Origin of the sequence: Spiribacter sp. 2438 (genome assembly GCF_009676705.1) — a bacterium.
Taxonomy (GTDB): domain Bacteria; phylum Pseudomonadota; class Gammaproteobacteria; order Nitrococcales; family Nitrococcaceae; genus Spiribacter.
On sequence record NZ_CP046046.1, the window covers coordinates 350,637 to 374,062 of the forward strand.

The following is a 23,426-nucleotide window of genomic DNA, read 5'->3' on the forward strand; positions in this document are numbered from 1 at the left end:
GGGCCCGACCGGCCCGGGAGGCAGACACAATGCTGCTCATGATCGACAACTACGATTCCTTCACTTACAACCTGGTCCAGTACCTGGGGGAGTTGGGGGCCGAGGTGGCGGTTCACCGCAACGACGCCATCGGCCTTGACGATATCGAGCGCATGGCGCCGGAGCGCATCGTGCTCTCCCCCGGGCCCTGCACCCCCAATGAAGCGGGCATTTCCCTGGCGGTGGTGGAGCGCTTTGCCGGACGGATTCCGCTGCTCGGGGTCTGCCTGGGCCATCAGGCCATCGGCCAGGCCTTCGGTGGCGACGTGGTCCACGCCAAGTCCGTCATGCATGGCAAGACGTCCTGGGTCCATCACCACGATGGGGGGGTGTTCGCGGGCCTGCCGCAGCCCATGGAAGCCACCCGTTACCACTCCCTGGTGCTGGACCCGGGGACGCTGCCGGCATGCCTGGAGACCACCGCCTGGACCACGCTGGAGGATGGCGGCCTCGAGGAGATTATGGGTGTCCGCCACCGTGAGCTGGATGTGGAGGGCGTGCAGTTCCATCCCGAGTCGATTCTGACCCGAGACGGCCACGACCTGTTGGCCAACTTTCTGTCGCGGCCGGCGGCCGCGGCCTGACCATCCCAGGGAGACAGCCAGTGGAGATGCAGGGGGCGATACGAGCGGTCATGAACCGCGAAGATCTGGGCGACGCCGACATGACCCGGGTCATGCGTCGGATCATGACCGGCGAGGCGACGCCGGCCCAGGTGGGCGGGTTCCTGGTGGGGCTGGCCATGAAAGGCGAAACGGTGACGGAAATTGCCGCTGCTGCCCGGGTGATGCGGGAGCTGGCCACCCGGGTGGAGGTGGATACCCCCCATCTTGTGGACACCTGCGGCACCGGGGGCGATGCCCGGGGCACCTTCAACGTCTCCACGGCGGCCGCCTTTGTGGTCGCCGCCGCCGGGGGCGGGTAGCCAAGCACGGCAACCGTTCGGTCTCCAGCGCCTCCGGCAGCGCCGACCTGCTGGAAAAGGCCGGCGCCCGGCTTGATCTGAGCCCCGAAGCGGTGGCTCAGTGCATTCACGAAGTCGGCGTGGGGTTCATTTTTGCGCCCCAGCACCATCAGGCCATGCGTCATGCCATCGGTCCACGACGCGAGATGGGCGTGCGAACCGTGTTCAACCTGCTGGGCCCGCTGACCAACCCGGCCGGCGCGCCCAATCAGTTGCTGGGCGTGTACGCCGACGAGTGGGTGCGGCCGCTGGCCGACGTCCTGCAAAGCCTCGGTAGCCGCCGGGTCATGGTGGTGCACTCCGAGGACGGGCTGGACGAGATCAGCATCGAAGCCCCCACCCGGGTGGCCGAGCTCAGCGACCATGGCATTCGCGAGTATCGCATCCGGCCCGAGGACTTCGGCCTGCAGAGTGCGTCGCTGGAAGGCCTGCGGGTGGATTCTGCCGAGCAGAGCCTGGAAGTCATTCGGGCCATTTTTGACGGCATGCCCGGTCCGGCCAGCGATCTGCTGGCGCTCAATGCCGGCGCCGCCATTCATCTCGCCGGTCTTGAGGACGCCCTCGGCAACGCCGTCGCCCGGGCCCGGGATCTGCTGAAAAGCGGCGCGGCCCGGGAGCGCATGGATCACTACATCGAGACCACCCGGCGGCTGGCGGAGGCGGTATGAGCGTGCCAGTGGACACCCCCGACATTCTGCGACGGATTCTCGATCGCAAGGCAGAGACCGTCGCCCAGCGCAGCGAACAACTGGGAACCGCGGCCTTTGTCGAGCGGGTGCGGTCCGCGCCGGCGCCCCGGGGTTTTCGACAGGCCCTGGAAGCGCGCATCGCCGCGGGGCACTCGGCGGTCATCGCCGAGGTCAAGAAGGCCTCGCCCAGCAAGGGCGTACTGCGCGAGGCGTTCGACCCGGAGGCCATCGGCCGAAGCTATGCAGCGGGGGGCGCCGCCTGCCTGTCGGTGCTCACCGAGGAGGATTTTTTCCTGGGTGCCGATGAGCACCTGCAGATGGCCCGGGCCGCCTCGGGGCTGCCGGTGATCCGCAAGGACTTCATTTTCGACCCTTTCCAGATTCATGAGGCCCGGGCACTGGGGGCGGACTGCGTGCTACTGATCGTGGCGGCGCTGAGCGACGCCCAGCTCGCTGAGCTGCACGCCCTGGCCGTAAAGCTCGGCATGGATGTGCTGGTGGAGGTCCACGACGCCGCCGAAATGGACCGGGCACTGGCGCTTGAGGCGCCGCTCATCGGCATCAACAACCGCGATCTGCGAACCTTTGAAACCGACATCGACACCACCACCCGGCTGGCCGCCCGGGTTCCGGACGGGGTGCGACTGGTCTCGGAAAGCGGCATTCACACCGCCGAGGAGGTGGCCTATCTCCGCGAGCACGGTGTCCATGCCTTTCTGGTGGGCGAGGCCTTCATGCGGGCCGAAGAGCCCGGCCAGCAGCTGGCCGAACTCTTCGGCTGAACCCGGCCGCGGTCAGGCGTCGGCGCGTAACACGATCCGACGGCCGTGGGTGGAGATGCGGCGGCTGGCTTCGAGATCCCGCAGCACCCGCCCGACCATTTCCCGGGAACAGCCCACCAGCCGTCCCAGTTCGATGCGGGTGGTTTTCAGCAGCATGCCGTCCGGGTGGGTCATGGCATCCGGCTGCTCGGCCAACTCCTGCAGCACCGTCTCCACCCGCTGACGAACGTCCTCGAAGGCCAGGTCCCGATAACGGCGACTGGTCTGGCGCAACCGCCGGGTAATCTGGGTGACCACCGGCATCAGCACGGCGGGGTCGTCCCGGGTCAGCTGCTCAAAGCGTGAATACTGGATCTCGGCCAGCTCGCAGGGTGTCCGGGTCCGGATCCAGGCGCTGCGGATCCTGTCTTCAGCGAACAGCCCCATTTCGCCGATGAAATCCCCGGGGTTGAGATAATCCATCACCAGCTCCCGCCCGTCCTCGTCATCCTGAATGACGCTGACTGATCCCCGAATGACCAGGTACAGCCGGTCACCGGGGCTGTCCCGGTGGATCAGGGTCGAGCCCGCGGCGTAGCGACAACGCCGGGCGTGATCAAGTAGCCGCACGATGGCGGGCTGGCGAAAAAACCAAACCGTCTCCGGTGACATTTTGACCTCCCTGTGTACAGTAGACGGGTTATTGCCCGAGCCAATCACGGGCCCGGAAAAACTTAGACCGAGTTCACTCAAATGCGCACCCCCCATATGGGGGAGCACAAACACGGGAGTCGCCCATGAAAGCCCATGTTCGCTGGCTTGACGCCATGGCCTTTGAGGTGGAGAGCGGCAGTGGTCACCGACAGACGGTGGACGGTCCGCCGGATCTGGGGGGGCGGGAGCGGGGTCCGCGGCCCATGGAGCTGATGCTGGAGAGCTTGGGCAGTTGCTCGGCGGTGGATGTAGTGCACATCCTTCAGCGCGGCCGGCATCCGGTCAGCGGCTGCGAAGTCGAGGTCGAAGCCGAGCGCGCCGAGACCCCGCCCAAGGTGTTCACCCGGATCCATCTGCATTTCCGGGTCACCGGCGAGGCGCTCAAGGACAGCGCCGTCGCCCGGGCCGTGCAGCTGTCGGCGGAAAAATACTGTTCGGCGTCGCTGATGCTGGCGAAGGCCTGCGAGGTGACCCACAGCCACGAGACCCTGACCGAATGATTATCCCGCCGGCAGCCTTGTCTGGTATCGGCGCTTTGTGTAGGATGCGCGATCTTAATTCGGAAGCGCCGGCTTCGGAGAACGGTTACCCATGAAGACATACAGCGCCAGACAGGCGGACGTGCAACGTGACTGGTACGTGGTGGATGCCTCGGGCAAGACCCTCGGGCGGCTCGCCTCGGAAATCGCATTCAGGCTGCGTGGCAAGCACAAGCCCCAGTTCACCCCCCACGTCGATACCGGCGATTACATCGTCGTCATCAACGCCGGTCAGGTGGCAGTCACCGGGCGCAAGGCCGAGCAGAAAACCTATCACCGCTTCACCGGCTACGTGGGCAACATGAAGTCCACGACCTTCGAGAAGCTGATCGTCGAGCATCCGGAGCGGGCCATCGAACTGGCCGTGAAGGGCATGCTGCCCAAGAATCGCCTGGGTCGGCAGATGATCAAGAAGCTCAAGGTTTACGCCGGCGGCGACCACAACCACCACGCCCAGCAGCCCCAGGCGCTGGAAGTCTGATCCGGAGCGCAGTAACCGATGGCAGTGGAACAGTATTACGGCACCGGCCGGCGCAAGACCTCGGCGGCCCGAGTGCACATGCGGCCCGGCAACGGCAACATCGTCGTCAACGGCAAGCCCCTCGATGAGTATTTCGGCCGCGAGACCGCCCGCATGGTGGTCCGCCAGCCCCTGGAGCTCACCGACACCGTCGGTAAGGTGGACATTCGGGTGAGCGTTGAAGGCGGCGGCTCCAGTGGCCAGGCCGGCGCGATTCGGCACGGCATTACCCGGGCCCTGATCAATTACGATGAAGACCTGAAGCCCAGCCTGCGCAAGGCCGGATATGTGACCCGCGATGCCCGCATGGTGGAGCGCAAGAAGATCGGTCTGCACAAGGCGCGTCGGGCGACCCAGTTCTCGAAGCGCTAACGGGTTTATTGGGGGATCGTCTAGCGGTAGGACTGCGGACTCTGACTCCGTCAACCCAGGTTCGAATCCTGGTCCCCCAGCCATCAACCGAACCCCGCTCCGGCGGGGTTTTTTATGGATGGATGTGCCATGAGTCAGCCAGTTGAACTCTTCGGTGTGCTTCGCGAAGTGACCGGCGCCAGCCAGGTCAGCGTCAATGTCACACCCCCGGCGACGGTTGCCCGGATTCTCGAGGCGCTGTTGGCGGACTACCCCGCCCTGGAACTCCACCTGCCCCGGGTGGCCTGCGCGGTGGGCGAGGATGTCCGCTCCCGAGCCGATACACTGGCCGCCGGGGAAACACTGGTCCTGCTGCCACCGGTCAGCGGCGGCTGAAGTCTTTGGCGCCGGTTGCAGGCGCCCTTTCCCTGAAACCGGTATGCTTGAGTGTTGACTGTGGTTGGCACCGGAGCACACCTGTTGAGCGAACCGCTTGAGCAATGGATTGAGGCGCACGGCGAGGGCGCGCTCTGGTCGGCGTTCTCCCGGGAAGCGCTGCAGGACGGAGAGCGCCTTCTCAAGGACCAGGCCGTGCTGGACTGCAGCCCGGGCGGGCAGGGGTTTTTCGCTCGGGTGCAGGCGGACCGCCGCCACGTTTACTCGGTGGACTGTCGCATCCATCCGTTGCCATCCCCCCGGCCGATGACGACCCACTGTGGTTGTCCCGAGGGTGGCGCCTGCTGTCATGCGGTGGCGGCCCTGCTGTTCTATCTGGGCCGACGGACCACCGAGGGGGCCAGCAGCACCAACCCGGCGGTGCATCAGTGGCTCAGTGAACTGCAATCCGCCCGGGACGCGGCTCCATCATCCCGGCGCGAGGTGGTGGTTTACCTCCTGGAAGACGACGGCAGCGGGGGCCTGCTGGTCACGCCCCGCCGGGGACGGATCAAGCGCAGCGGCGGATACGGCCGGCTCAACCCTTTTCAGGGGCTGCGTCGGGCGCCGGCCGAGCTGCTGACCGCCGACGATCGTCGGCTGCTGCGGTTGCTCCCCGAAGCCGGATCAGCCATCGCGCCGGAGGACCTGCTGTTTCTGCTGGAGGCCATGGCGCGCACCGGACGCGCCCACTGGCAGACCCCCGACACGCCGCCACTGACCGCGGACGGGCCCGCCGCCGGCGGATTCCGCTGGCAGGTCCGAAACGACGGCAGCCAGCAGTTGCGGCCGGCGGCGGATGATGGGCACAAGCTGAGCTTTGCCGGTCAGCCACCGGTCTGGCTGGAGCCATCCAGTGGCCGCTTCGGCCCCCTGGACACCGGCCTGGCGACGCCCATGGTGGAGCGGGCCCTGGCCGCGCCGGTGATTGAGGCCGGTGATGTCGAAGCCACCGCCCGGGCGCTGAGCCAGCAGAAGCTGCCGCTGCCCTGTCCCAAGGCGCCCCGTCGCCGTCGCTTTGACGACATCCGCCCGGTGCCGCGGTTGCGTCTGACCCGGCTCGCCGACCCGGGCCGGAGCAGCCGGGTGGATGCCGGCGAGCCCATCGCCGAATTCAGTTTCGACTATGCCGGCCACACCGTCAGCGCCGGTGATCCGAAAAAGAGCCTGGCGGTCTACCACGGCGGCGCCATCTGCGAATACCGCCGGCATCCGCGGGAGGAGAGCCGTGCCCGGGAACGCCTCGAGGCCGCCGGCCTGGTTCCCGCCGGCTGCATGGCCGATGACCGCTTCGCGCCCGCCCACACCGGCGACTGGCGGCGTTTTATCGCCAGCGCCGTGCCCGCCCTGCAGGACGAGGGCTGGCACGTCCACACCGAGTCCTGCTTTCCCTGGCGGCTGGCCGACGCCGATCTCTGGGAGGCCGACGTCCGGCGGGAGTCCCAGCGACCCGGCTGGTTCAGTCTGGACGTCTCCGTCGAGGTGGACGGTGAGCGGCACGCCCTGCTGCCGCTGCTGCTGGCGCTGATTCGGGATAACCCCGAGGCCATGTCGCCCCGGCATCTCGACGCCATCGATCCGGCGGCCAGCCTGCTGATCGACCTGGGGGACGGCCGCCTGGTGCCGGTGCCGGCCAGCCGCCTGGTGCCCCTGCTGCGGGGACTCACCGAGCTGTATGACCCGGCGCTGCGGCTGGATCACGGCCGCCTGCCCATGCCGCTGGGCCGTGCCGGTGTTCTGGAACAACTGGAGGCCGATCAGCCCGCCGCCCTGCACTGGCAGGGGGATAGCGAGCTGCGTCGTTTGGGGCGGGATATTGCCGCCATCGACAGCGCCGGTGATGCGCCCACCCCCACCGGACTGCGGGGCGAGTTGCGGCCCTATCAGCGCCAGGGTCTGGCCTGGCTGCAGCACCTCGGTCGCCTGGGCCTGGGCGGCGTGCTGGCCGACGACATGGGTCTCGGCAAGACCCTGCAGGTGCTGGCCCATCTGCTGCTGGACAAAGAGGCCGGCCGCTGTCGGGGCCCCAGTCTGGTGGTGGTGCCCACCAGTCTGATGTTCAACTGGGCCCGGGAGGCGGCCCGGTTCGCCCCGGGCCTGCGAGTGCTGCGGTGGCACGGCCCGGACCGCCACCAGCAGAATCCGCGCTTCGATGACCATGACCTGGTGCTCACCACCTACAGCCTGCTGGTTCGGGACGTGGAACGGCTCCACAACCAGGCCTGGCATCTGCTGGTGCTGGACGAGGCCCAGGCCGTGAAGAACCCCCGCGCCCAGGCCGCCCGGGCGGTGCGCACCCTGGAGGCCCATCAACGGCTCAGCCTCACCGGTACGCCCCTGGAGAACCACCTGGGCGAGCTCTGGTCCCAGTTCGACTTTGTCGCCCCGGGCCTGCTCGGCAATGCCTCGGTGTTCAAACGCCTGTACCGCCGTCCCATTGAGCAGGACGGCGATGAGGGACGACTCGCCACCCTGCGGGAGCGGGTCGCGCCGTTCCTGTTGCGGCGGACCAAGCAGGCCATCGCCGCCGATCTGCCCCCCAAAACCGAGATGTCGCTATACGCCGAGCTGGCGGGCGGGCAGCGGACCCTCTACGAACAGCTGCGTCTGGGTCAGCATGCCCGGGTGCGCCAGGCCCTGGCGGAGCAGACCGGCTCCCGGGCCCGGATGCTGGTGCTCGAAGCCCTGCTCAAGCTGCGCGAGGCCTGCTGTGATCCGCGGCTGGTGGACAACGCCCCGGCGGATGCCCATGAGTCCGCCAAGCTGGACCTGCTCATGGAGCTGGTGGATGACCTGATGCAGGCCGGTCGCCGGGTGCTGGTGTTCTCCCAGTTCACCCGCATGCTGCGGCTCATCGAAACGGCCCTGGCGGAACGCGGCCATTGCTGGGCCAAGCTCACCGGCGAAACCCGGGATCGCGAAGCCCAGGTGAACCGATTCCAGAACGGCGAGGTGCCCCTGTTTCTGGTCAGCCTCAAGGCTGGCGGCACCGGCCTCAATCTCACCGCCGCGGATACCGTGATTCATTACGACCCCTGGTGGAACCCGGCGGTGACCCGGCAGGCCACCGATCGGGCCCATCGCATCGGTCAGGATCAGCCGGTGTTCGTCTATCACCTGCTGACCCGGGACACCGTTGAGGATCGGATCATGGCCCTGCAGCGGGACAAGGCCGAGTTGGGGGAGCGGCTGCTGGGGGATGGGGCCGCCCCCGCCGTGACCCCGCTGGATCCGGACGCCGTCAGCCGGCTGTTCGCGCCGCTGGATGACGCCAGTGGCGACGGCGCCTGATCCGCCCGGTCCTTGCCCGAGTCCACGGCCGCCGACGTCCGGTCAGCGCCGGGACCGTTTCAGCCCGCCGTTGATCCAGCGGGTCAGGCGTCCATCAATAATGGCCAGCCCCGCAAACAACACCCCCATGCCGGTGAAAGCGGTGGGTCCCAGGCGCTCCCCCAGGAACACCGTCCCCAGGGTGATGGCCGACACCGGCGCGATGAAGGTCACCAGCGACATGTTGGTGGCGCCGGCGGAGGCCAGAATCCGAAAGTAGAGCAGGTAGGCGAACGCCGTGCACAGCAGCGACAGCGCCAGCAGGGCCGACCACCCCGACAGGCCCGGCGACAGCGTCCAGGGCTGCTCGGCAATGGCCGCCACCGGGACCAGCCAGACCGTGGCCGCCGTCAGCATGTAGGCGGCATTCACCAGCGGCGGCGTGTCGCCAAAACGCCGGCCGTAGTGCACCGCAAAGCCATAGCAAATGGTGGCCCCCAGCACCGACAGCTGTCCCAGGCTGTAAGGGTCGAGCTGCCGCAGCAGATCCGGCCCCATCAGGATCGCCACCCCGGCAAACCCCAGCAGCACCCCCAGCGCCCGGCCCGGGGTCAGCCCCTCGTCGCTGCGGATCATAAGACCCACCAGCACCGCCCAGATGGGGGTCATGGCGTTAATGATCGACGCCAGGCCGCTGGGGATCTGGGTCTGTCCCCAGACAATGAATGAAAAGGGCAGGGCATTGCTGATGGCACCCAGCACCAGGTAGCGGCGGGCAATGGCCGCCGAGAAAGGCAGGCTCGCCCCCCGGGCCCAGGCAATCAGCAGCAGGGCCGCCGCCGCCAGGCTGACCCGCCCCAGCACCACGGTAAACGGCGGCAGGCTCTGCAGGGCCACTTCGAAAAAAAAGAACGAACCGCCCCAGACAGTGGACAGCGCGATCAGCAAAAACCAGTCCCGGGCGCTCATGGCGGCGAAGACTAACCCGTAGGCATCGATTCGTCGATTGGCGGCCCGCCCCCATCGGCAGCGGCCCGGGACGCTGGTATCTTTTCGGCATGAGCGATGAGATTCCCCTGGAAACCCGACTCAACACCGAAACCGGCCGCATCCGCTGGCATGAACTCGAGCGGCATTTTGCCCGCGGCGTGGTGGTGCGGGTGACGCCGGATCTGGACCTGGTGGCGGTGGCGGCGGCCTTCGTCCGGGATGATGAGGCCACGGTCATGGACTGGATGAATGCCCGGCGGGTGTGGCGGGCCGGCACCGAGGATGCCCGGGACTGGCACCGGCGGGACCCCGAACTCTGGGCGGTGGTCGCGGCCCCCTGGGTGCTGGTGCAGGAGCCCGCCTGAACCGCGCCCCCCGGAGCGGCGATCAGGCGTCGCGCATCAGGGTCGAGAAGCGCTCGCCGGCCTTTTTCAGCTTGGGCTCAATGACCATCTGGCAGTAGGGCATGGGTGCGTTCTCGAGATAATAGTCCTGATGGTGGGCCTCGGCGGGATAGAACCGCTCCAGGGGCGCCACCTCGGTGACGATGGGGTTCGGAAAGGCGCTCTCCCGGGTCAGCCGCTGGATCACCGCGTTGGCGGTGTCCCGCTGGTCTTCGTTCTCCCAGAGAATGATGGAGCGATACTGCGGGCCCACGTCGGCGCCTTGGCGGTTGGGCGTGGTGGGATCGTGGATGGTGAAGAACACCGCCAGCAGAGTCTCGTAATCCATCACCGCCGGGTCGTACTCGATCTGCACCACCTCGGCGTGGCCGGTCCGGCCGCTGCAGACGCTGCGGTAATCGGGGTCGGGGGTATGGCCCCCGGCGTAGCCGGAGGTCACCGAGTGCACGCCGGCCAGGCGCTGGAAAACCGCCTCCAGGCACCAGAAACAACCGCCGCCCAGGGTCGCTGTGGTCATAGAAGTTCTCCTTCCGGATTGGCAAACGCCTTGCCCATGCCTTCCAGGTGGGCCCGGTGATCGTGCTGTAGCGCCCACTGCACCGTGGGAAAGGCCAGCTCGTCCCAGGGCAGCTCGTCGTAATGAAACAGCGCCACCTCCTGGGATTCCGGGCCCGCCGAGACCGCGGGGTCGGTGAGCAGCGCCCGATAAATGAGCTGCACCTGATGGATGCGCGCAATGCTGTAGATCGCCAGCAGCCCATTGAGTTTCAGCCGCGCCCGGGCTTCCTCCCAGGACTCCCGCAGGGCACCTTCCTCGGCGGTCTCGTTCAGCTCCATGTACCCGGCGGGGATGGTCCAGTAGCCTATGCGAGGCGGGATGGCCCGCCGGCACAGCAGGATGCGCTCATCCTCCGCCCGGGCCACCGTGCCCACCACGATGCGCGGGTTTTCGTACTCGACAAATCCGCAGTCCGGACAGGTCAGTCGCTCCCGGTCGTCTCCCTGGGGCACCTTGTAGACGCGGGGGCCGGCGTTATCGGCCTGCTCGGGCTGGTTCATGGCGGGAATCTCCCGTAAGAATGTGTGTCTTGAGGATAACAGAGCCGGGCCGCCCATCCGCTTGCTCATCCCCCAACCATCGAGGATCCGCCATGGCCGATATCGTTTTTGACGCCCTGACCCGCTGGTACGGCGACACACCCCAGCGCCGGGTGCTCGACGATGTCTCCGGGCAGATCCGCGGCGGCGAGTTCGTGGTGGTGGTGGGCCGCAGCGGCTCCGGCAAATCCACCCTGCTCAACCTGCTGGGGGGGCTGGACCTGCCCAGCCGCGGCACCGTGCGCATCGGCGACGTGGACATGGCCACCCTCAATGACCGGCGGATCACCGAACTACGCCGGGCGCGCATGGGGTTCATTTTTCAGTCGTATAACTTGATCCCGACCCTGAGTGTGGCCGACAACCTGCGGCTGCCCCTGAGCCTGAACGGCCTGCCCGAGGACAACCGGGTGGCGGAGTGGCTGGATCGGGTGGGTCTCGACGGCCGGCAGGAAGCCTGGCCGGATCAGCTCTCCGGTGGTGAGCAGCAGCGGGTGGCCATTGCCCGGGCACTGATCCATGGCCCGGAATTCATTTTTGCCGACGAGCCCACCGGCAACCTGGATCTGGACAACGCCGAGCGGGTCATTGCCCTATTGGACGGGCTCTGTCGCGAGTCTGGTCGCACCCTGATCATGGCCACCCATGCCCGGGAGGTGGTGGGCCTGGCGGATCAGCTGCTGACCATTCGCGACGGCCGTCTGGTGGACGCCGGAGCCGCGGCGTGAGCCCATTGCTGGGTCGCATCGGGCGCAGCGATCTGCGCCGCCACCCCCTGCAAACCGGTCTGGCGGTGCTGGGGGTGGCCATCGCCGTGGCGGTGGTGGTGGCCGTGGACATGGCCAACCACTCCGCCCGCGAGGCGCTGCGGGTGTCCTTCGAGTCCGTCACCGGCGTCGCCACCCACCAGGTGGTGGGTGGCCCCGACGGGCTCGATGAATCGGTCTACACCCGCATTCGTACCGAGATCGGGTTTGAGCGGGCTGCACCGGTGGTGCAGGGCGGCGTCACCGTGGCGGACGGCCCCACCCGGTCGCTGACCCTGCTGGGCCTGGACGCCTTCGCCGAGGGCCCGTTCCAGCGGCCGCTGGGCGGTGAGGGCGGACTGGGGGATGCCTTTAACGACCTCCTGCTTGGCGAGCGCAGCGTGGCGCTGGGGTCGGCGGAGGCCGAGCGGCTCGGGGTGAGCGCTGGCGATGAGCTGGCGCTGCGGATCGACGGCACCGAGGTTCGGGTGGACGTGATCACGGTGCTCGAGACCGAGGGCGAGGCCGCCCGGGGGCTGTTGCTGGCGGACATCTCCACGGCCCAGTCGCTGCTGGGCCGGGGCGGCGAGCTGGACCGCATCGATCTGATTGCCGATGAGCGCCAAGCGGATGCCATTGCCCGGGCCATCGGTGACGGCGGTCGGGTGGTGCCCGCCGCAGCCAGCGCCAATGCCGTTTTCCAGATCACCCGCGCCTTTCAGATCAATCTCACGGCACTCTCACTGCTGGCCGTGGTGGTGGGGGCCTTTCTGGTGTTCAACACCCTGTCGTTTCTGGCGGTGCGGCGGCGCTCCACCATCGGGGTGCTGCGGTCCATGGGGGTGCAGCGTCACGAAATCATCCGGCTGATGCTCATGGATGCGGTGCTGATCGGCGCGCTCGGCACGGCCATCGGCCTGGCGCTGGGGTTCGCGCTGGCCCATGGTCTGGTGGGGCTGGTGCTGCAGACCATTACCGACGTTTATTTTGCGCAGGCCGCCGGCACCCTGAACCCGTCGCCACTGTCCCTGCTCGCCGGGGTGCTGGTGGGGTTGGGCGGGGCCCTGGTCGCGGCGGCGGCGCCGGCCCGCGAGGCCGCCGCCATTCCGCCCCGGGCAGCCCTGTCCCGGGCCGACCTGGAGCAGCGGGCCCGCCGGCTGTCCGGATTCACGGCGCTGGCAGGGGGCGGTGCCCTGCTACTGGGCGCCGCCCTGATCGGGTTCACCCAGGGGCTGGTTCCCGGTTTTGCCGGCCTGTTCGCCATCATCCTCGGCGCCGCCTTTCTGGCGCCGCTGTTCACCACCCTGGCCGGCACGGCGCTCCGGCCGCTGGTGCGCGGTCGTCCCATCGGCGGACTGGTGGTGGAGGGCGCGGTCACCTCGCTGAGCCGCACCGGCGTGGCGGTGGCCGCCCTGAGTGTGGCCGTGGCCGCGGTGATTGGTGTCTCGGTGATGATCGAGAGCTTCCGCGAAAGCGTCATTGACTGGCTGGAGGGGTCGCTGGACGCCGATTATTACGTCACCGCCCAGGCGGCGCTGGATGATGCGGTGGCGGACCGGCTGGCGGCACCGGCCGACGTGGCCTGGGTGTCGCGCTCCCGGTTCCAGGAGCTGCTCACCGCCGAGGGCCCACTGGATGTCTGGGCGCTGGAATTGCCGGCGGACCAGCAGCCGGCCATTGACGTGCGCCAGGGCGACCCCGCCGACGCCCTGCAGGCCCTGGCCGAGGAGCGGGCCGTGCTGCTCAGCGAACCCCTGGCGGCGCGGCTGGCCCTGGGACCGGGAGATCGGGTCGAACTGCCGCTCCCGGACGGGACCGCCGACCTGGAGGTGGCCGGTGTGTATCGCGACTATGGATCACCCATGGGCACGCTGCTGATGCGCCGCAGCCTTTATCAGGCCCTCTACGATGACGATCGTCTCTCCGGGATCGGCGTCCACGTGGACCCGGCGGCCAGCCCCTCGGCGAGCCTGCAACGGGATCTGGAGGCCGCCGTGGCCGATGTGCCGGGGGCCCAGGTGATCGACAACGCGGCCATTTTCGATGAGTCCCTGCGGATTTTCGATCGCACCTTCGCCATTACCGAAGTGCTCCGCTGGCTGGCCGCTCTGGTGGCCTTCGTCGGCGTGGTCAGTGCGCTCATGGCGCTGCACCTTGACCGGCGGCGGGAGTTCGCCGTGCTGCGGGCCATGGGCCTGGGGCGGGGCGGCATGGGCGCCGTGGTCGGCGGGCAGAGCGGTCTGCTCGGACTGGCCGCCGGGCTCTGGGCGATCCCGCTGGGCCTGACCCTGGCGGGTCTGTTGGTGTTCGTGATCAACCGTCGGGCGTTCGGCTGGACCATGGGCTTCGAGCTGCAGGGAATGCCCCTGCTGGAAGGAGTGGCCCTGGCGGTGCTGGCGGCGCTGCTGGCGGCGGTGTATCCGGCCTGGCGGGCGGGCCGGGAGCCCATCGCCCGTGGCCTGAAGGGGGAATGATGCGACGTTTCGAACCCACGTTAATGGCCCTGGGCGGACTGCTGCTGGCGGCGGTGGTGATCGGCTGGCTGCGCTTTGGCGGCCTGGGTGACCCGCCGGTGGCCAGCCCCGAGAACCTGGCCGAGTCCATGGGCCCCAGCGCCGATGACGATGAGTACGCCCGGGTCACCGGCCCGGTGCCCCTGGTCTTCCCCGAGGACCACGGCGCCCATCCGGACTATCGCACCGAGTGGTGGTACTTCGTGGGCAATGTCACCGCCGAGGATGGCCGGGATTACGGGTTTCAGCTCACCCTGTTCCGCTCGGCCCTGGCCCCGGAGGATCCGGACAAGGCCTCCGACTGGACCACGCGCCAGGCCTGGATGGGCCATTTCGCCGTCACCGACATCGAGGCCGGTGAGCACCGCGCCCGGGAGCGCTATCAGCGCGGGGCCCTGGGGCTTGCCGGCGCTACCGTCCGCCCGGTGCGCATCTGGCTGGATGACTGGGAGGCCCTCAGCGAAGACCCGGAGCACCTGTTCCCGCTGCGGCTGCGGGCCAGTGAGCCGGACCAGGGCATCGCCATCGACCTGCGCCTGGACGATCTCAAGGGGCATGTGCTGCATGGCGATCAGGGCTACAGCCGCAAGGGCGCCGAGCCGGGCAACGCCTCACGCTATTACGCGTTCACCCGCCTCACCGCCGACGGTGAGCTCCGCTTTGATGACCGCAACGCCGAGGTGAGTGGTTCTGCCTGGCTGGACCGGGAATGGAGCACCAGCGCACTGGACGCCGGCCAGCAGGGCTGGGACTGGTTTGCCCTGCAGCTCGACGATGGCCGCGACCTGGTGGTCTATCGCATCCGTCGCGACGACGGCAGCGTCGACCCCCACTCCAAGGGCCTGCTGGTGGATCCGGACGGCAACAGCGAGGTGCTGGGCGTGGATGATTTCAACCTGACGCCCCAGCGGCACTGGCAAAGCCCACAGACCGGTTCCCGCTACCCGGTGGAATGGTCGGTGCAGGTGCCAGACGCCGATCTGGATCTCACCGTCACCGCCCGGGTGGACGCCCAGGAAATGCCCACCACGGTGCGCTACTGGGAAGGATCCGTCAGTGTGCGTGGCAGCGACACCGGGGTGGGCTATCTGGAGATGACCGGCTACTGATTGGCGGACCGCGCCTAGTTGTCGGTCGCTTCCGTCTCCGCCTCCCAGGTGTCCTCTACATCCACCCGGCCTTCTTCCAGGGCGGCGATCATGGCGTCCACGCCCTCGCCACCGGCGGCATCCCGAACCGCATCCCGAAACACCAGCAACAGGCTGACGCCGCTGGTTTCGATGTCGAACACCCGCCAAGTGTCCTCGCGGTAGTGCAGCTGTATGCGCAGCGCCAGGTCATCGGCCGCGGCGCCCCGCAGCCGGGCGGCAATGACCGCGCGCCGGTCATCCTGGGAGACCGTGCGCAGCACCACTTCCCCCTCACGGGCAAACTCCACCGTGTCCTCCAGGTAGCCCTGAAGGGCCTGGATGTAGAGATTGGCCACGCGGCGCTCCAGCGCGGCCCCGAAGCGGCTCAGCTGCTCCTCACTGGCCTGCCGGGCCTCCCGACCCATGGCAAAGCGGGTCATCAGCTCGAAGTCCATCCAGGGACGCACATGCTCCTCAAAAAATGCCCGGGCGGCATCGTCATCATCCTGCAGGGCTTCGCGCTGCTCGATCAGCGCCTCCAGTGCCTGGGTGACCACCCGGTCCACCACCGCCTCGGCGGCCTCGGTTTCATCGGCGGCGGCGATGGGCGGCGCCATCGGCAGGGCCACCAGCAGGGTGGCGAGGGCAAGGGTTGCGAGTCGCAGCATGGGTTGCTCCCGTTGAAACGTGACCGATCTTTGACCGTTCAGCTGGTAAGAATACGCCCGTTGGCGCTCCGAATCTGCCACCAGATCAGCGCCACGCAGGCACTGGCCGCCAGGGCCGCCAGCGCCATCACCAGGGCCATGGCCAGCAGCGGATCGAAGTCCATCAGCCCCACGATGATGGCGCTGATGGCGCCCAGGCCGAACTGGGCGACGCCGAACAGCGCCGAGGCGGATCCGGCCCGGTCCGGATGCCGGTCCAGCACGCCGGCCACGGTGTTGGCGGCGATGACGCCCACGGTGCCCAGGGCGATGAACAGCGCCGGGGTGATGATCCACTGATCATCGATGCCCGCCAGCGCCATGCCCAGCAGCACCAGGCTGGCGCTGACCATGATGACCACCCCGGCGGTGAGCATGCGCCGATGGCCGAACCGCATCACCAGCTGGCCGTTCAGCAGGTTGCCAATCAGCAGCCCCACCACATTGAGGGCAAAGAAGTAACCGAAGTGGGCCTCGCTGACCCCGAACACCTGGGTGTAGACAAACGGGCTGCCCGCCACATAGGCGAACAGGGCCGCAAACGCCATGCCGCCGGCGCCCAGATAGGCCAGCACCCGCGGGTCGCGGACCACCGGACCATAACTGGCGAAAAGCTGTCTCAGGGGGGCCTGCCCCCGGCGCGCCGGCCCGTGGGTTTCCGGCACCGCCAGGATCATCATGGCCAGGCAGGACAACCCGAACCCGGCCAGGGCCCAGAAGTTTGCCCGCCAGCCGAGGGCCACGGTCAGCCAGCCGCCGATCATCGGCGCGATCAGCGGCGCCAGGGTCATCACCAGAATGACGTAGGACATCACCTGGGCCGCCCGTCGTCCGGCGTGGATGTCCCGCACCATGGCCCGGGCGATCACCGGGCCGGCAGCGGCGCCCAGCCCCTGCAGCAGACGGCCGGCCAGGAGCACATCCAGCCGCACTGCCAGCGCGCAGATGAGGGTGGCGGTCAGATAGACCAGCGTCCCGGCGATCAGTGGACGCAACCGCCCGTATCGATCCGCCAGCGGGCCGTACAGCAGCTGGCCGGTGGCCAGCCCCACAAAAAACAGGGTCAGACTCTGCTGCAGCACCCCGGGGCTGGTGCCGAAGTCGCGGGCCATGGCCGGCAGGCCGGGCAGGTAGAGATCGATGGAGAGTGGCGCAAAAGCCGTGATGGCCCCCAGCATGATGATCATGAGGGTCCCTTCCGGGCGGACTCGGCGCGCAGCGTTAAACAAAGTTTCTCCCAGCGGTGATGGCTGAATGCGGGGCACTGATAACCCGCCATGGTAACCCGGATTGGCCCGGGCAAATGGCTTGACCCGCTGCCCGGTTTGTGGGGGGATGAGGGGTTCCATCCATCATCTGGTCACGGGAGTCCAACTGCCTTGGCAACGCCCCGCCCTTTGCCCGAACCCGCACCGGCCATGACCGCCAACGCCCTGGCAGCGGCGCTGCGCCCGCTGGCGCCGGTGGCGGTGATTACCGGCGCCGGCGTGTCCACCCGCTCCGGGATTCCCGACTACCGGGATCACCAGGGGGCCTGGAAGCGCTCGCCGCCCATGCAGATCGCCGAGTTCACCGGCAGCCTGCGGGGCCGGCGGCGCTACTGGGCCCGCAGCCTGGTGGGCTGGCGTACCGTGGCGGAGGCCCGGCCCAATCGCGCCCACCGGGCGCTGGCGCAGCTGGAAGCCTCCGGTCTGGTGGGGCCGGTGATCACCCAGAATGTGGATGGTCTCCATCAGGCCGCCGGCAGTCGCCAGGTGCTGGATCTGCATGGCCGTCTGGATCGGGTGGAGTGCCTGGACTGCAGCCGCGTCATCCCGCGACAGGCCCATCAGGCCCAGCTGGAGGCCGCCAATCCCGGCTGGGCGGAGGCCGCCACCCGGGTGGCCACGGCCCCCGATGGTGACGCGGACCTCGCCGATGTGGACTACGGGGATTTCGTGGTGCCCACCTGCCAGGCCTGCGGCGGGCTGCTCAAGCCGGCGGTGGTGTTCTTCGGCGAGACCGTGCCCCGACCCCGGGTGGACGATGCCTTTGCGCGACTGGCCGGTGCCGGGGGCCTGCTGGTGGTGGGGTCGTCACTCATGGTGTGGTCGGGCTACCGATTCGTGCGGGCCGCCGCGGCGGCCGGTCAGCCGGTGTATGTGCTGGGCCTGGGGGTGACCCGTGGCGACGCAGAGGCCAGCGGCCGGCTCAGTGCGGACTGCAGCGAGGGGCTGGAGGCCCTGCTTGACGCCCTATGAGTCGGGCGGCGCCTGAATCAGCAGCCCGTCCCGTGCCCAGTCGGCCAGGGTCTCCCAAACCGCAGCGGTCACCGCCGCTGGGTCCTCGGCGCCGGGCAGGCGTGCCGCAATGGCCGCCGGCGGCCGTCCCTCCACCGCATGCAGCCAGATCAGCGCGGCGGTGGGGTTGGGGGCCAGCCAGCGCTCACGGGTTTCGTCATAAAGGTGCAGGCCCTGCTCGTCGATCTGCTCCCGCACCCGCCAGGGCCGCAGGGGCGGCGGTGGCGGCGCGCTGCCCTGCAGGGCCTCCACCACCCGGGCGTCCGAGGGCCGGGGATAGGGCAGAAACTGCCACTGATCCGCCGGATCCGGGCCCGGGTAGAGACGCTCGAACCCCCCGGCGTCAGCGGCTTCCCGTTGCAGCGTCGCCACTTCGTCCGCTTCGGGATCGGCGTTCAGGCCCACCAGATTGACCAGGTCTTCGACCATGGCGCGTTTAATAGCCGCCTCGCGACGGCCCCCGTCCGCCGGCGCGGCGAACACCCCCAGGGACGGGTTGAGGTTGCACTCCAGCAGCCAGGGTTGCAGCTCGGTGTCCACCAGACAGTCCAGCCCCAGCAACTCATAGCAGCCCCCGGGGTCGGCGCCCCGGGCCAGGGTATCCCGGCGCATGGTCTCGCGGCCGGCCAGCATCGTGATGGTGATCAACTCCCGCAAGCGGTGGAACAGCGCCTCCGGGTCATGGCCCTCCCGCCGCAGGCGTTGGCGATAGTCCGCCAGTTCGATGAACACCACCGGATCGTCCACCGCCCGGTTGCCGGCGTTAATGTCCGGGTTGGTCTGATGGACGAAGGGGTCGTGCAGTGACTCCAGGGTGTAGGGCCGCGACGCCAGCTTGGCGAACCCCTCGCCATAGAGATACACCCGCAGCGGCTCCACGGAGCGGATCAGCACATACAGGCGCAGCACGTACTTGCGGCCATCGATCAGATGGGGCCGGGCCTGATAGGACTGCACGATCCAGCCGGGCTCGGCCGGGGCGGCTGCCGGCGTGGAGAGCAGCGCAATTCCCCGTCCCCGGGAACTGTTTTCGGGTTTTTGCAGCCATAACTGACTCGGGTCACCGGCGGCGGCGAAGCGCAGGGCGTCCCGGTCCCGGGGTATCACAAAGGTGCGGGGGTGAAAGCGGGCCCGGCGGGCCGGGTCACTGTCGCTACCGTGGGCCGCGGCCAGTCGCTGCTCCAACCCGCCGAGGGTGTCGGCGAGGGCGGATTTGACGGTTACGCAGCCGTTGCCCGGGATATGATTGACCGTGCGCCCGTCCTGCACCCGCTGGAACGCCTCGGCCGTCGGCATACCGACCGTCCACAGGGCGTCCCAGCCTCCGGGGTCGTCGCCCTGGCTGAGGGGCCGCCACCGCGCCGGGTCCAGGGCGTCCACGAAAAAGTGGTCCTCCTCGCCGGGTTGCGAGCCCGTGAGGGCGTAGGTCAGTCTGATCATTGCCCTATTGTAAGCCGCCACCGCCGAACTGGCGCCCCAGGCAGCCGCGGCGGATGAGCCTGAACCGGAGTCGAGGACTGAATGCCGAAGCCGCTACCCAGCAAAATCTGCCCGGTCTGTGAGCGCCCCTTCAACTGGCGGCGCAAGTGGGCCCGGGACTGGGAGAATGTCCGTTACTGTTCCGAGCGCTGCCGGCGCAATCGGCGTCAGGCGGAGTCGTGAACCCACAGCTGGTCTGGTTCAAGCGGGATCTGCGGGTGGCGGATCACGCGCCACTGGCCCGGGCCGCGGCCGCCGGGCCGGTGTTGTGTGTGTATGTCATCGAGCCCGCCTACTGGCAGCTGCCGGACACCGCGGCCCGTCACTGGGGATTCATTCGCGAGAGCCTGCAGAGCCTGGCGGTTGACCTGCAGGCGCTGGGGCTGCGCCTGCGGGTGGTGGAGGGCGAACTGCCGGCGGTGTTCCAGCACCTGCATGCCTGGGCGGGCTTCGACACCATTCACGCCCACCAGGAAACCGGCAACCACTGGACCTACCAGCGGGACCGCCGGGTGGCCGCCTGGTGTCGTCAGGCCGGCGTGCGGTTCGAGGAAACCCCCGCCTTCGGGGTGGTGCGGCCCCTGGCCAATCGGGATCAGTGGGCCGGCCACTGGGAGCGCCGCATGAAAGCCGCGCCGGTGCCCCGGCCCACGGGGGCACGCGCCGCCGAGCCGGCGACCCCCTGCCCGCTGCCCCAGCGGGACCCGGATCAGCTGCCCGAGCACCTGGGGCATGACCGGCGCCCCTGCCCCGGGCGCCAGCCCGGCGGCCGGCCCGAGGGGGAGGCCCTGCTGGCGAGTTTTCTGGCCGAGCGGGGCGAGACCTATCGCCAAGGCATGTCGAGCCCCGCCTCCGCCCGCCGGGTGTGCTCACGGCTGTCCGCCCACATTGCCTACGGCACCCTGTCGCTGCGGGAAATCGTTCAGACCCACCGGCGGCGCTGGGCGGCGGTGCGGGCCGAGGCCCCCCGGTCGCGCTGGGCCCGTTCCCTGAAATCCTTCGAGTCGCGGCTCCACTGGCATTGTCATTTCATGCAGAAACTCGAGGACGAGCAGGCGCTGGAGTGGCGCAACATGCACCGCGGCTATGACGGCCTGCGGGATGAGGATCAGGTGGACCCGGAGCGACTGGCGGCCTGGGTGGAGGGTCGCACCGGCATTCCCTTTGTGGACGCCTGCATGCGCCAGCTCCACCACGAGGGCTGGATCAACTTTCGGATGCGCGCCATGCTGGTGGCGGTGTCCAGCTATCACCTGTGGATGCACTGGCGGGAGCCCGCCCAGCAGCTGGCGCGGCTGTTCACCGACTACGAGCCGGGCATTCATTACTGTCAGTTCCAGATGCAGTCCGGCACCACCGGCATCAACACCCTGCGCATCTACAACCCGGTGAAGCAGTCCCGGGATCAGGATCCCCGGGGGGACTACATCCGTCGCTGGGTCCCGGAGCTGGCGGCGCTGCCCGCCGACTGGATCCATGAGCCCTGGCGTCTGACCGGGTCGCTGCAGCGGCGCTACGGGGTCCGGCTGGAGCGGGATTATCCGGCGCCGGTGGTGGATCACGAACAGGCCGCCCGGGCTGCCCGGGCCCGGATCAAGGCCCATCGGGCCAGTCGGGATCTGAGTGGGGAGTCGGCGCGGGTGCGCCAGCGCCACGCCAGTCGCTCACCCAGCCCGACGCGGCCGCGTCGGCGTCGCACCGATCCGCGCCAGGGCAGTCTCGATCTCTAGTCGCTGAGCCGGTCGGTGAGCTCCGCCGGTGTGCGGGCCACCGGACGGCAGGTGTGCCCCTGGCAGACCCAGGCGCCGGTTTCGCCCTCGGGGGCGGCGGCCACCGCGGTGCCCGCCGACGGCGTGAACACCAGCCGGCCCGGGTGATAGCCCGCTTCGGCCACTTCCCGCCAGGGCCGGTCACCGGCCTCATCGGCGGGGTCCGGCCGCAACACCACCAGCGCCGGCGGCTCGAGGATCTCCTCCAGGGCATTGAGCAGGGCGCAGTGAGCGCCGGGGGCCTCCTGAATGCTGTTGGCGCCGGCCACCACCGCCCGCTCGGCGGCCTGCCGATAACGCGCGTCGCCCAGCCAGTGGCCCAGGCGGTTGAGCGCTAGCGCCGCCACGCCGTTGCCGGCGGGCAGGGCATCATCGGTAAAACTGCGCGGCCGCTGAATCAGGGCCTCATGATCGGCCGCGGTGAAGAAAAAGCCGCCGTCCTCCGGGTCCTCGAACTGCTCCAGCAGGACGTCCCCCAGGGCCAGGGCCCACTCCTCGCGACCGTCGGACCAGCGGGCCTGCTGCAACTCGATAAGCGCGGAGAGCATGAAGGCGTGGTCATCCAGATAGCCCGACAGGTTCGCCCGCCCGGCACGCCAGCTGGCCAGCAGTCGCCCGTCCCGCCAGCAGTGATCCCGCACAAAGCGCTCGGCGGTCTCGGCGGCATCAATAAATTCAGGGATCCCCAGGAAACGCCCCGCCCGGGCCAGCCCGCCGATCATCAGGGCGTTCCAGGCGGTCAGCGCCTTGTCGTCGAGGGCCGGGCGCTCACGCTGGCTGCGGGCTTCACGCAACTTGGCCTGGGCGCTTTTCCATCGCTCCACCAGGGTGTCACGGGGGGTCTGCAGGCGCTTGGCCAGTTCCGAGAACGCCATGTGGACCTGGGGCAGCCAGCGGCCCTCGAAGTTGGGCGCCTCATCCAGCCCCAGCCGGTAGATGGCGAGTTCCGCTTCCTCGGGCTCCAGCACCTCGCGCATGGCGTCCGGCGTCCACAGATAGAACGCCCCCTCGCCCTCGCTGGTGTCGGCGTCCAGTGAGGTGGCAAAGCCGCCTTCCGGCAGGGTCATTTCCCGCAGCACCCATTCACCGGTTTCCCGGGCGATACGCCGGAAGAACCGGTCGCCGGTGGCCCGGTAAGCGTCCGTGGCCACGCCGATCAGCAGGGCATTGTCGCTGAGCATTTTCTCAAAGTGAGGGATGCCCCACTCGGCATCCACTGAGTAACGGGCAAAGCCGCCACCAATCTGGTCGTAAATGCCACCCAGGGCCATGCGCCGCAGGCTGTGGCAGGCCATGTGCAGCGCGCCCCGGTCCACCTCGCCGGCCTGCTGGCCGCGGGCGTAGTGACGCAGCAGCCGCTCGAGACTGGTGGCCTGGGGGAATTTGGGCGCGCTGCCAAAGCCCCCGTAGGCGGCGTCAAAGCGGCTGGCCAGCTGCAGCCGGGCCGACTCCAGCGCGTCGGCGGTGGGCAGCGCCGAGCCACCGGCACCGGCCGCCCGGTTGAGCACCCGCTGGAGGCGCTGGTTCTGCTCATCCACTTCGTCCCGCCGCTCCTGCCAGACCTGGATGATCTGCTGCATCACCTCATCAAAGCCGGGCATGTCGGCGCGGCTCTGGCGGGGGAAATAGGTGCCGGTGAAAAACGGCAACTGCTCCGGCGTCAGGAACACCGTCAGCGGCCAGCCACCGCCGCGGCCCGCCAGCAGCTGATGAGCCATTTGATAAATCCGATCCAGGTCCGGGCGCTCCTCGCGGTCCACCTTGATGTTGATGAAGTCGCGGTTCATCTGCGCCGCGATGTCGGGATCATCGAAGGATTCATGGGCCATGACGTGACACCAGTGGCAGGCGGAATAGCCCACCGAGAGCAGGATCGGCCGGTCCAGATCCCGCGCCGCCTGCAGGGCCGTCTCGTCCCAGGGCTGCCAGTGCACCGGGTTGTCCGCGTGCTGGCGCAGATAGGGGCTGGTGGCCTCGCCCAGGCGATTGCGTTGGATGGCGTCGTGTTGCATGGCGCAATGCTATCATC

The 23,426-nt window shown here is 68.8% G+C and carries 22 protein-coding genes, 1 tRNA gene and 1 pseudogene; 16 read left to right on the top strand and 8 right to left on the bottom strand.

The window, feature by feature from the left end; translation table 11 throughout:
• The first annotated feature begins 29 nt into the window (after positions 1 to 29).
• From GJ672_RS01760 to trpC, 3 genes and pseudogenes are all read left to right on the top strand, one after another.
• On the top strand, positions 30 to 623 hold the full coding sequence (locus GJ672_RS01760) for an aminodeoxychorismate/anthranilate synthase component II (RefSeq protein WP_154295599.1): 594 nt from the start codon (positions 30 to 32) through the stop codon (positions 621 to 623).
• Positions 624 to 643: 20 nt separating this feature from the next.
• Positions 644 to 1,671 (top strand): annotated as a pseudogene (trpD, locus tag GJ672_RS01765) (anthranilate phosphoribosyltransferase).
• The gene (gene trpC, locus GJ672_RS01770) at positions 1,668 to 2,474 is read left to right on the top strand and encodes an indole-3-glycerol phosphate synthase TrpC (RefSeq protein WP_154295600.1); all 807 of its coding nucleotides are present in this window, start codon (positions 1,668 to 1,670) and stop codon (positions 2,472 to 2,474) included. Before trpD ends, trpC begins: the two are co-directional and overlap by 4 nt.
• Before the next feature lie 12 nt (positions 2,475 to 2,486).
• Here trpC and GJ672_RS01775 read toward each other — a convergent pair whose 3' ends face one another.
• Complete coding sequence (locus GJ672_RS01775) at positions 2,487 to 3,125, bottom strand: cyclic nucleotide-binding domain-containing protein (RefSeq protein WP_154295601.1); 639 nt, start codon at positions 3,123 to 3,125, stop codon at positions 2,487 to 2,489.
• Positions 3,126 to 3,250: 125 nt separating this feature from the next.
• On the opposite strand from GJ672_RS01775, the gene GJ672_RS01780 reads away from it, so the two are divergent.
• The 6 genes from GJ672_RS01780 to GJ672_RS01805 all read left to right on the top strand — a co-directional run bounded on the left by GJ672_RS01780 (position 3,251) and on the right by GJ672_RS01805 (position 8,303).
• A complete protein-coding gene (locus GJ672_RS01780; protein WP_154295602.1) occupies positions 3,251 to 3,667 on the top strand; it encodes an OsmC family protein in 417 nt (138 codons plus the stop codon).
• A gap of 91 nt (positions 3,668 to 3,758) precedes the next feature.
• Positions 3,759 to 4,187, top strand: coding sequence for a 50S ribosomal protein L13 (gene rplM, locus GJ672_RS01785; RefSeq protein WP_154295603.1), 429 nt, complete (start codon positions 3,759 to 3,761; stop codon positions 4,185 to 4,187).
• An 18-nt stretch (positions 4,188 to 4,205) separates the two neighbouring features.
• Complete coding sequence (gene rpsI / locus GJ672_RS01790) at positions 4,206 to 4,598, top strand: 30S ribosomal protein S9 (protein WP_154295604.1); 393 nt, start codon at positions 4,206 to 4,208, stop codon at positions 4,596 to 4,598.
• Positions 4,599 to 4,607: 9 nt separating this feature from the next.
• Positions 4,608 to 4,681: transfer RNA gene (locus GJ672_RS01795), tRNA-Gln, on the top strand.
• A 46-nt stretch (positions 4,682 to 4,727) separates the two neighbouring features.
• Positions 4,728 to 4,973, top strand: coding sequence for a MoaD/ThiS family protein (locus GJ672_RS01800; protein ID WP_154295605.1), 246 nt, complete (start codon positions 4,728 to 4,730; stop codon positions 4,971 to 4,973).
• An 84-nt stretch (positions 4,974 to 5,057) separates the two neighbouring features.
• A complete protein-coding gene (locus tag GJ672_RS01805) occupies positions 5,058 to 8,303 on the top strand; it encodes a DEAD/DEAH box helicase (RefSeq protein WP_154295606.1) in 3,246 nt (1,081 codons plus the stop codon).
• Between the two features lie 42 nt (positions 8,304 to 8,345).
• Here the strand turns inward: GJ672_RS01805 and GJ672_RS01810 are convergent, their stop codons facing one another.
• Positions 8,346 to 9,251 carry a DMT family transporter gene (locus GJ672_RS01810; RefSeq protein WP_154295607.1) on the bottom strand — a complete coding sequence of 302 codons (906 nt, stop codon included), beginning with the start codon at positions 9,249 to 9,251 and terminating at the stop codon, positions 8,346 to 8,348.
• 89 nt (positions 9,252 to 9,340) lie between these two features.
• On the opposite strand from GJ672_RS01810, the gene GJ672_RS01815 reads away from it, so the two are divergent.
• The gene (locus tag GJ672_RS01815; protein WP_154295608.1) at positions 9,341 to 9,637 is read left to right on the top strand and encodes a DUF2288 domain-containing protein; all 297 of its coding nucleotides are present in this window, start codon (positions 9,341 to 9,343) and stop codon (positions 9,635 to 9,637) included.
• A gap of 22 nt (positions 9,638 to 9,659) precedes the next feature.
• On the opposite strand, the gene msrA is transcribed toward GJ672_RS01815, so the two are convergent.
• Both msrA and GJ672_RS01825 read right to left on the bottom strand, forming a co-directional pair.
• A complete protein-coding gene (gene msrA / locus GJ672_RS01820; protein WP_154295609.1) occupies positions 9,660 to 10,193 on the bottom strand; it encodes a peptide-methionine (S)-S-oxide reductase MsrA in 534 nt (177 codons plus the stop codon).
• Positions 10,190 to 10,735 (bottom strand): NUDIX domain-containing protein, encoded by a 546-nt coding sequence (locus GJ672_RS01825; protein WP_154295610.1) that lies wholly within the window; start codon positions 10,733 to 10,735, stop codon positions 10,190 to 10,192. Before GJ672_RS01825 ends, msrA begins: the two co-directional genes overlap by 4 nt.
• Positions 10,736 to 10,827: 92 nt before the next feature.
• Between GJ672_RS01825 and GJ672_RS01830 the strand changes: the two genes are divergently transcribed.
• From GJ672_RS01830 to GJ672_RS01840, 3 genes are read left to right on the top strand one after another with little or no spacing between them, the layout of a single operon-like run.
• Positions 10,828 to 11,502 (top strand): ABC transporter ATP-binding protein, encoded by a 675-nt coding sequence (locus GJ672_RS01830; RefSeq protein ID WP_154295611.1) that lies wholly within the window; start codon positions 10,828 to 10,830, stop codon positions 11,500 to 11,502.
• Positions 11,499 to 13,994, top strand: coding sequence for an ABC transporter permease (locus tag GJ672_RS01835; RefSeq protein ID WP_154295612.1), 2,496 nt, complete (start codon positions 11,499 to 11,501; stop codon positions 13,992 to 13,994). The genes GJ672_RS01830 and GJ672_RS01835 overlap by 4 nt, the downstream gene beginning before the upstream one ends.
• Positions 13,991 to 15,142: a lipocalin-like domain-containing protein gene (locus GJ672_RS01840; protein ID WP_154295613.1), complete on the top strand. Its 1,152-nt coding sequence runs from the start codon at positions 13,991 to 13,993 to the stop codon at positions 15,140 to 15,142. The genes GJ672_RS01835 and GJ672_RS01840 overlap by 4 nt, the downstream gene beginning before the upstream one ends.
• A 14-nt stretch (positions 15,143 to 15,156) precedes the next feature.
• On the opposite strand, the gene GJ672_RS01845 is transcribed toward GJ672_RS01840, so the two are convergent.
• Entirely contained in the window at positions 15,157 to 15,831 is a 675-nt protein-coding gene (locus GJ672_RS01845; RefSeq protein WP_154295614.1) for a phospholipid-binding protein MlaC, read from the bottom strand.
• A gap of 38 nt (positions 15,832 to 15,869) precedes the next feature.
• The gene (locus GJ672_RS01850) at positions 15,870 to 17,057 is read right to left on the bottom strand and encodes a Bcr/CflA family multidrug efflux MFS transporter (protein WP_154295615.1); all 1,188 of its coding nucleotides are present in this window, start codon (positions 17,055 to 17,057) and stop codon (positions 15,870 to 15,872) included.
• Positions 17,058 to 17,249: 192 nt separating this feature from the next.
• On the opposite strand from GJ672_RS01850, the gene GJ672_RS01855 reads away from it, so the two are divergent.
• Positions 17,250 to 18,110, top strand: coding sequence for an NAD-dependent protein deacetylase (locus GJ672_RS01855; protein WP_229381920.1), 861 nt, complete (start codon positions 17,250 to 17,252; stop codon positions 18,108 to 18,110).
• Here GJ672_RS01855 and GJ672_RS01860 read toward each other — a convergent pair.
• Positions 18,105 to 19,589 (bottom strand): hypothetical protein, encoded by a 1,485-nt coding sequence (locus GJ672_RS01860; RefSeq protein WP_154295616.1) that lies wholly within the window; start codon positions 19,587 to 19,589, stop codon positions 18,105 to 18,107. The genes GJ672_RS01855 and GJ672_RS01860 overlap by 6 nt on opposite strands.
• Positions 19,590 to 19,670: 81 nt before the next feature.
• Between GJ672_RS01860 and GJ672_RS01865 the strand changes: the two genes are divergently transcribed.
• Together GJ672_RS01865 and GJ672_RS01870 are read left to right on the top strand one after the other, a co-directional pair.
• Positions 19,671 to 19,811: a DUF2256 domain-containing protein gene (locus GJ672_RS01865; RefSeq protein ID WP_154295617.1), complete on the top strand. Its 141-nt coding sequence runs from the start codon at positions 19,671 to 19,673 to the stop codon at positions 19,809 to 19,811.
• On the top strand, positions 19,808 to 21,358 hold the full coding sequence (locus tag GJ672_RS01870) for a deoxyribodipyrimidine photo-lyase (RefSeq protein ID WP_154295618.1): 1,551 nt from the start codon (positions 19,808 to 19,810) through the stop codon (positions 21,356 to 21,358). The genes GJ672_RS01865 and GJ672_RS01870 overlap by 4 nt, the downstream gene beginning before the upstream one ends.
• On the opposite strand, the gene GJ672_RS01875 is transcribed toward GJ672_RS01870, so the two are convergent.
• Positions 21,355 to 23,409, bottom strand: a complete 2,055-nt coding sequence (locus GJ672_RS01875) for a thioredoxin domain-containing protein (protein WP_154295619.1) — start codon at positions 23,407 to 23,409, stop codon at positions 21,355 to 21,357. The two genes, GJ672_RS01870 and GJ672_RS01875, sit on opposite strands and share 4 nt — an antisense overlap.
• Positions 23,410 to 23,426 lie beyond the last annotated feature (17 nt).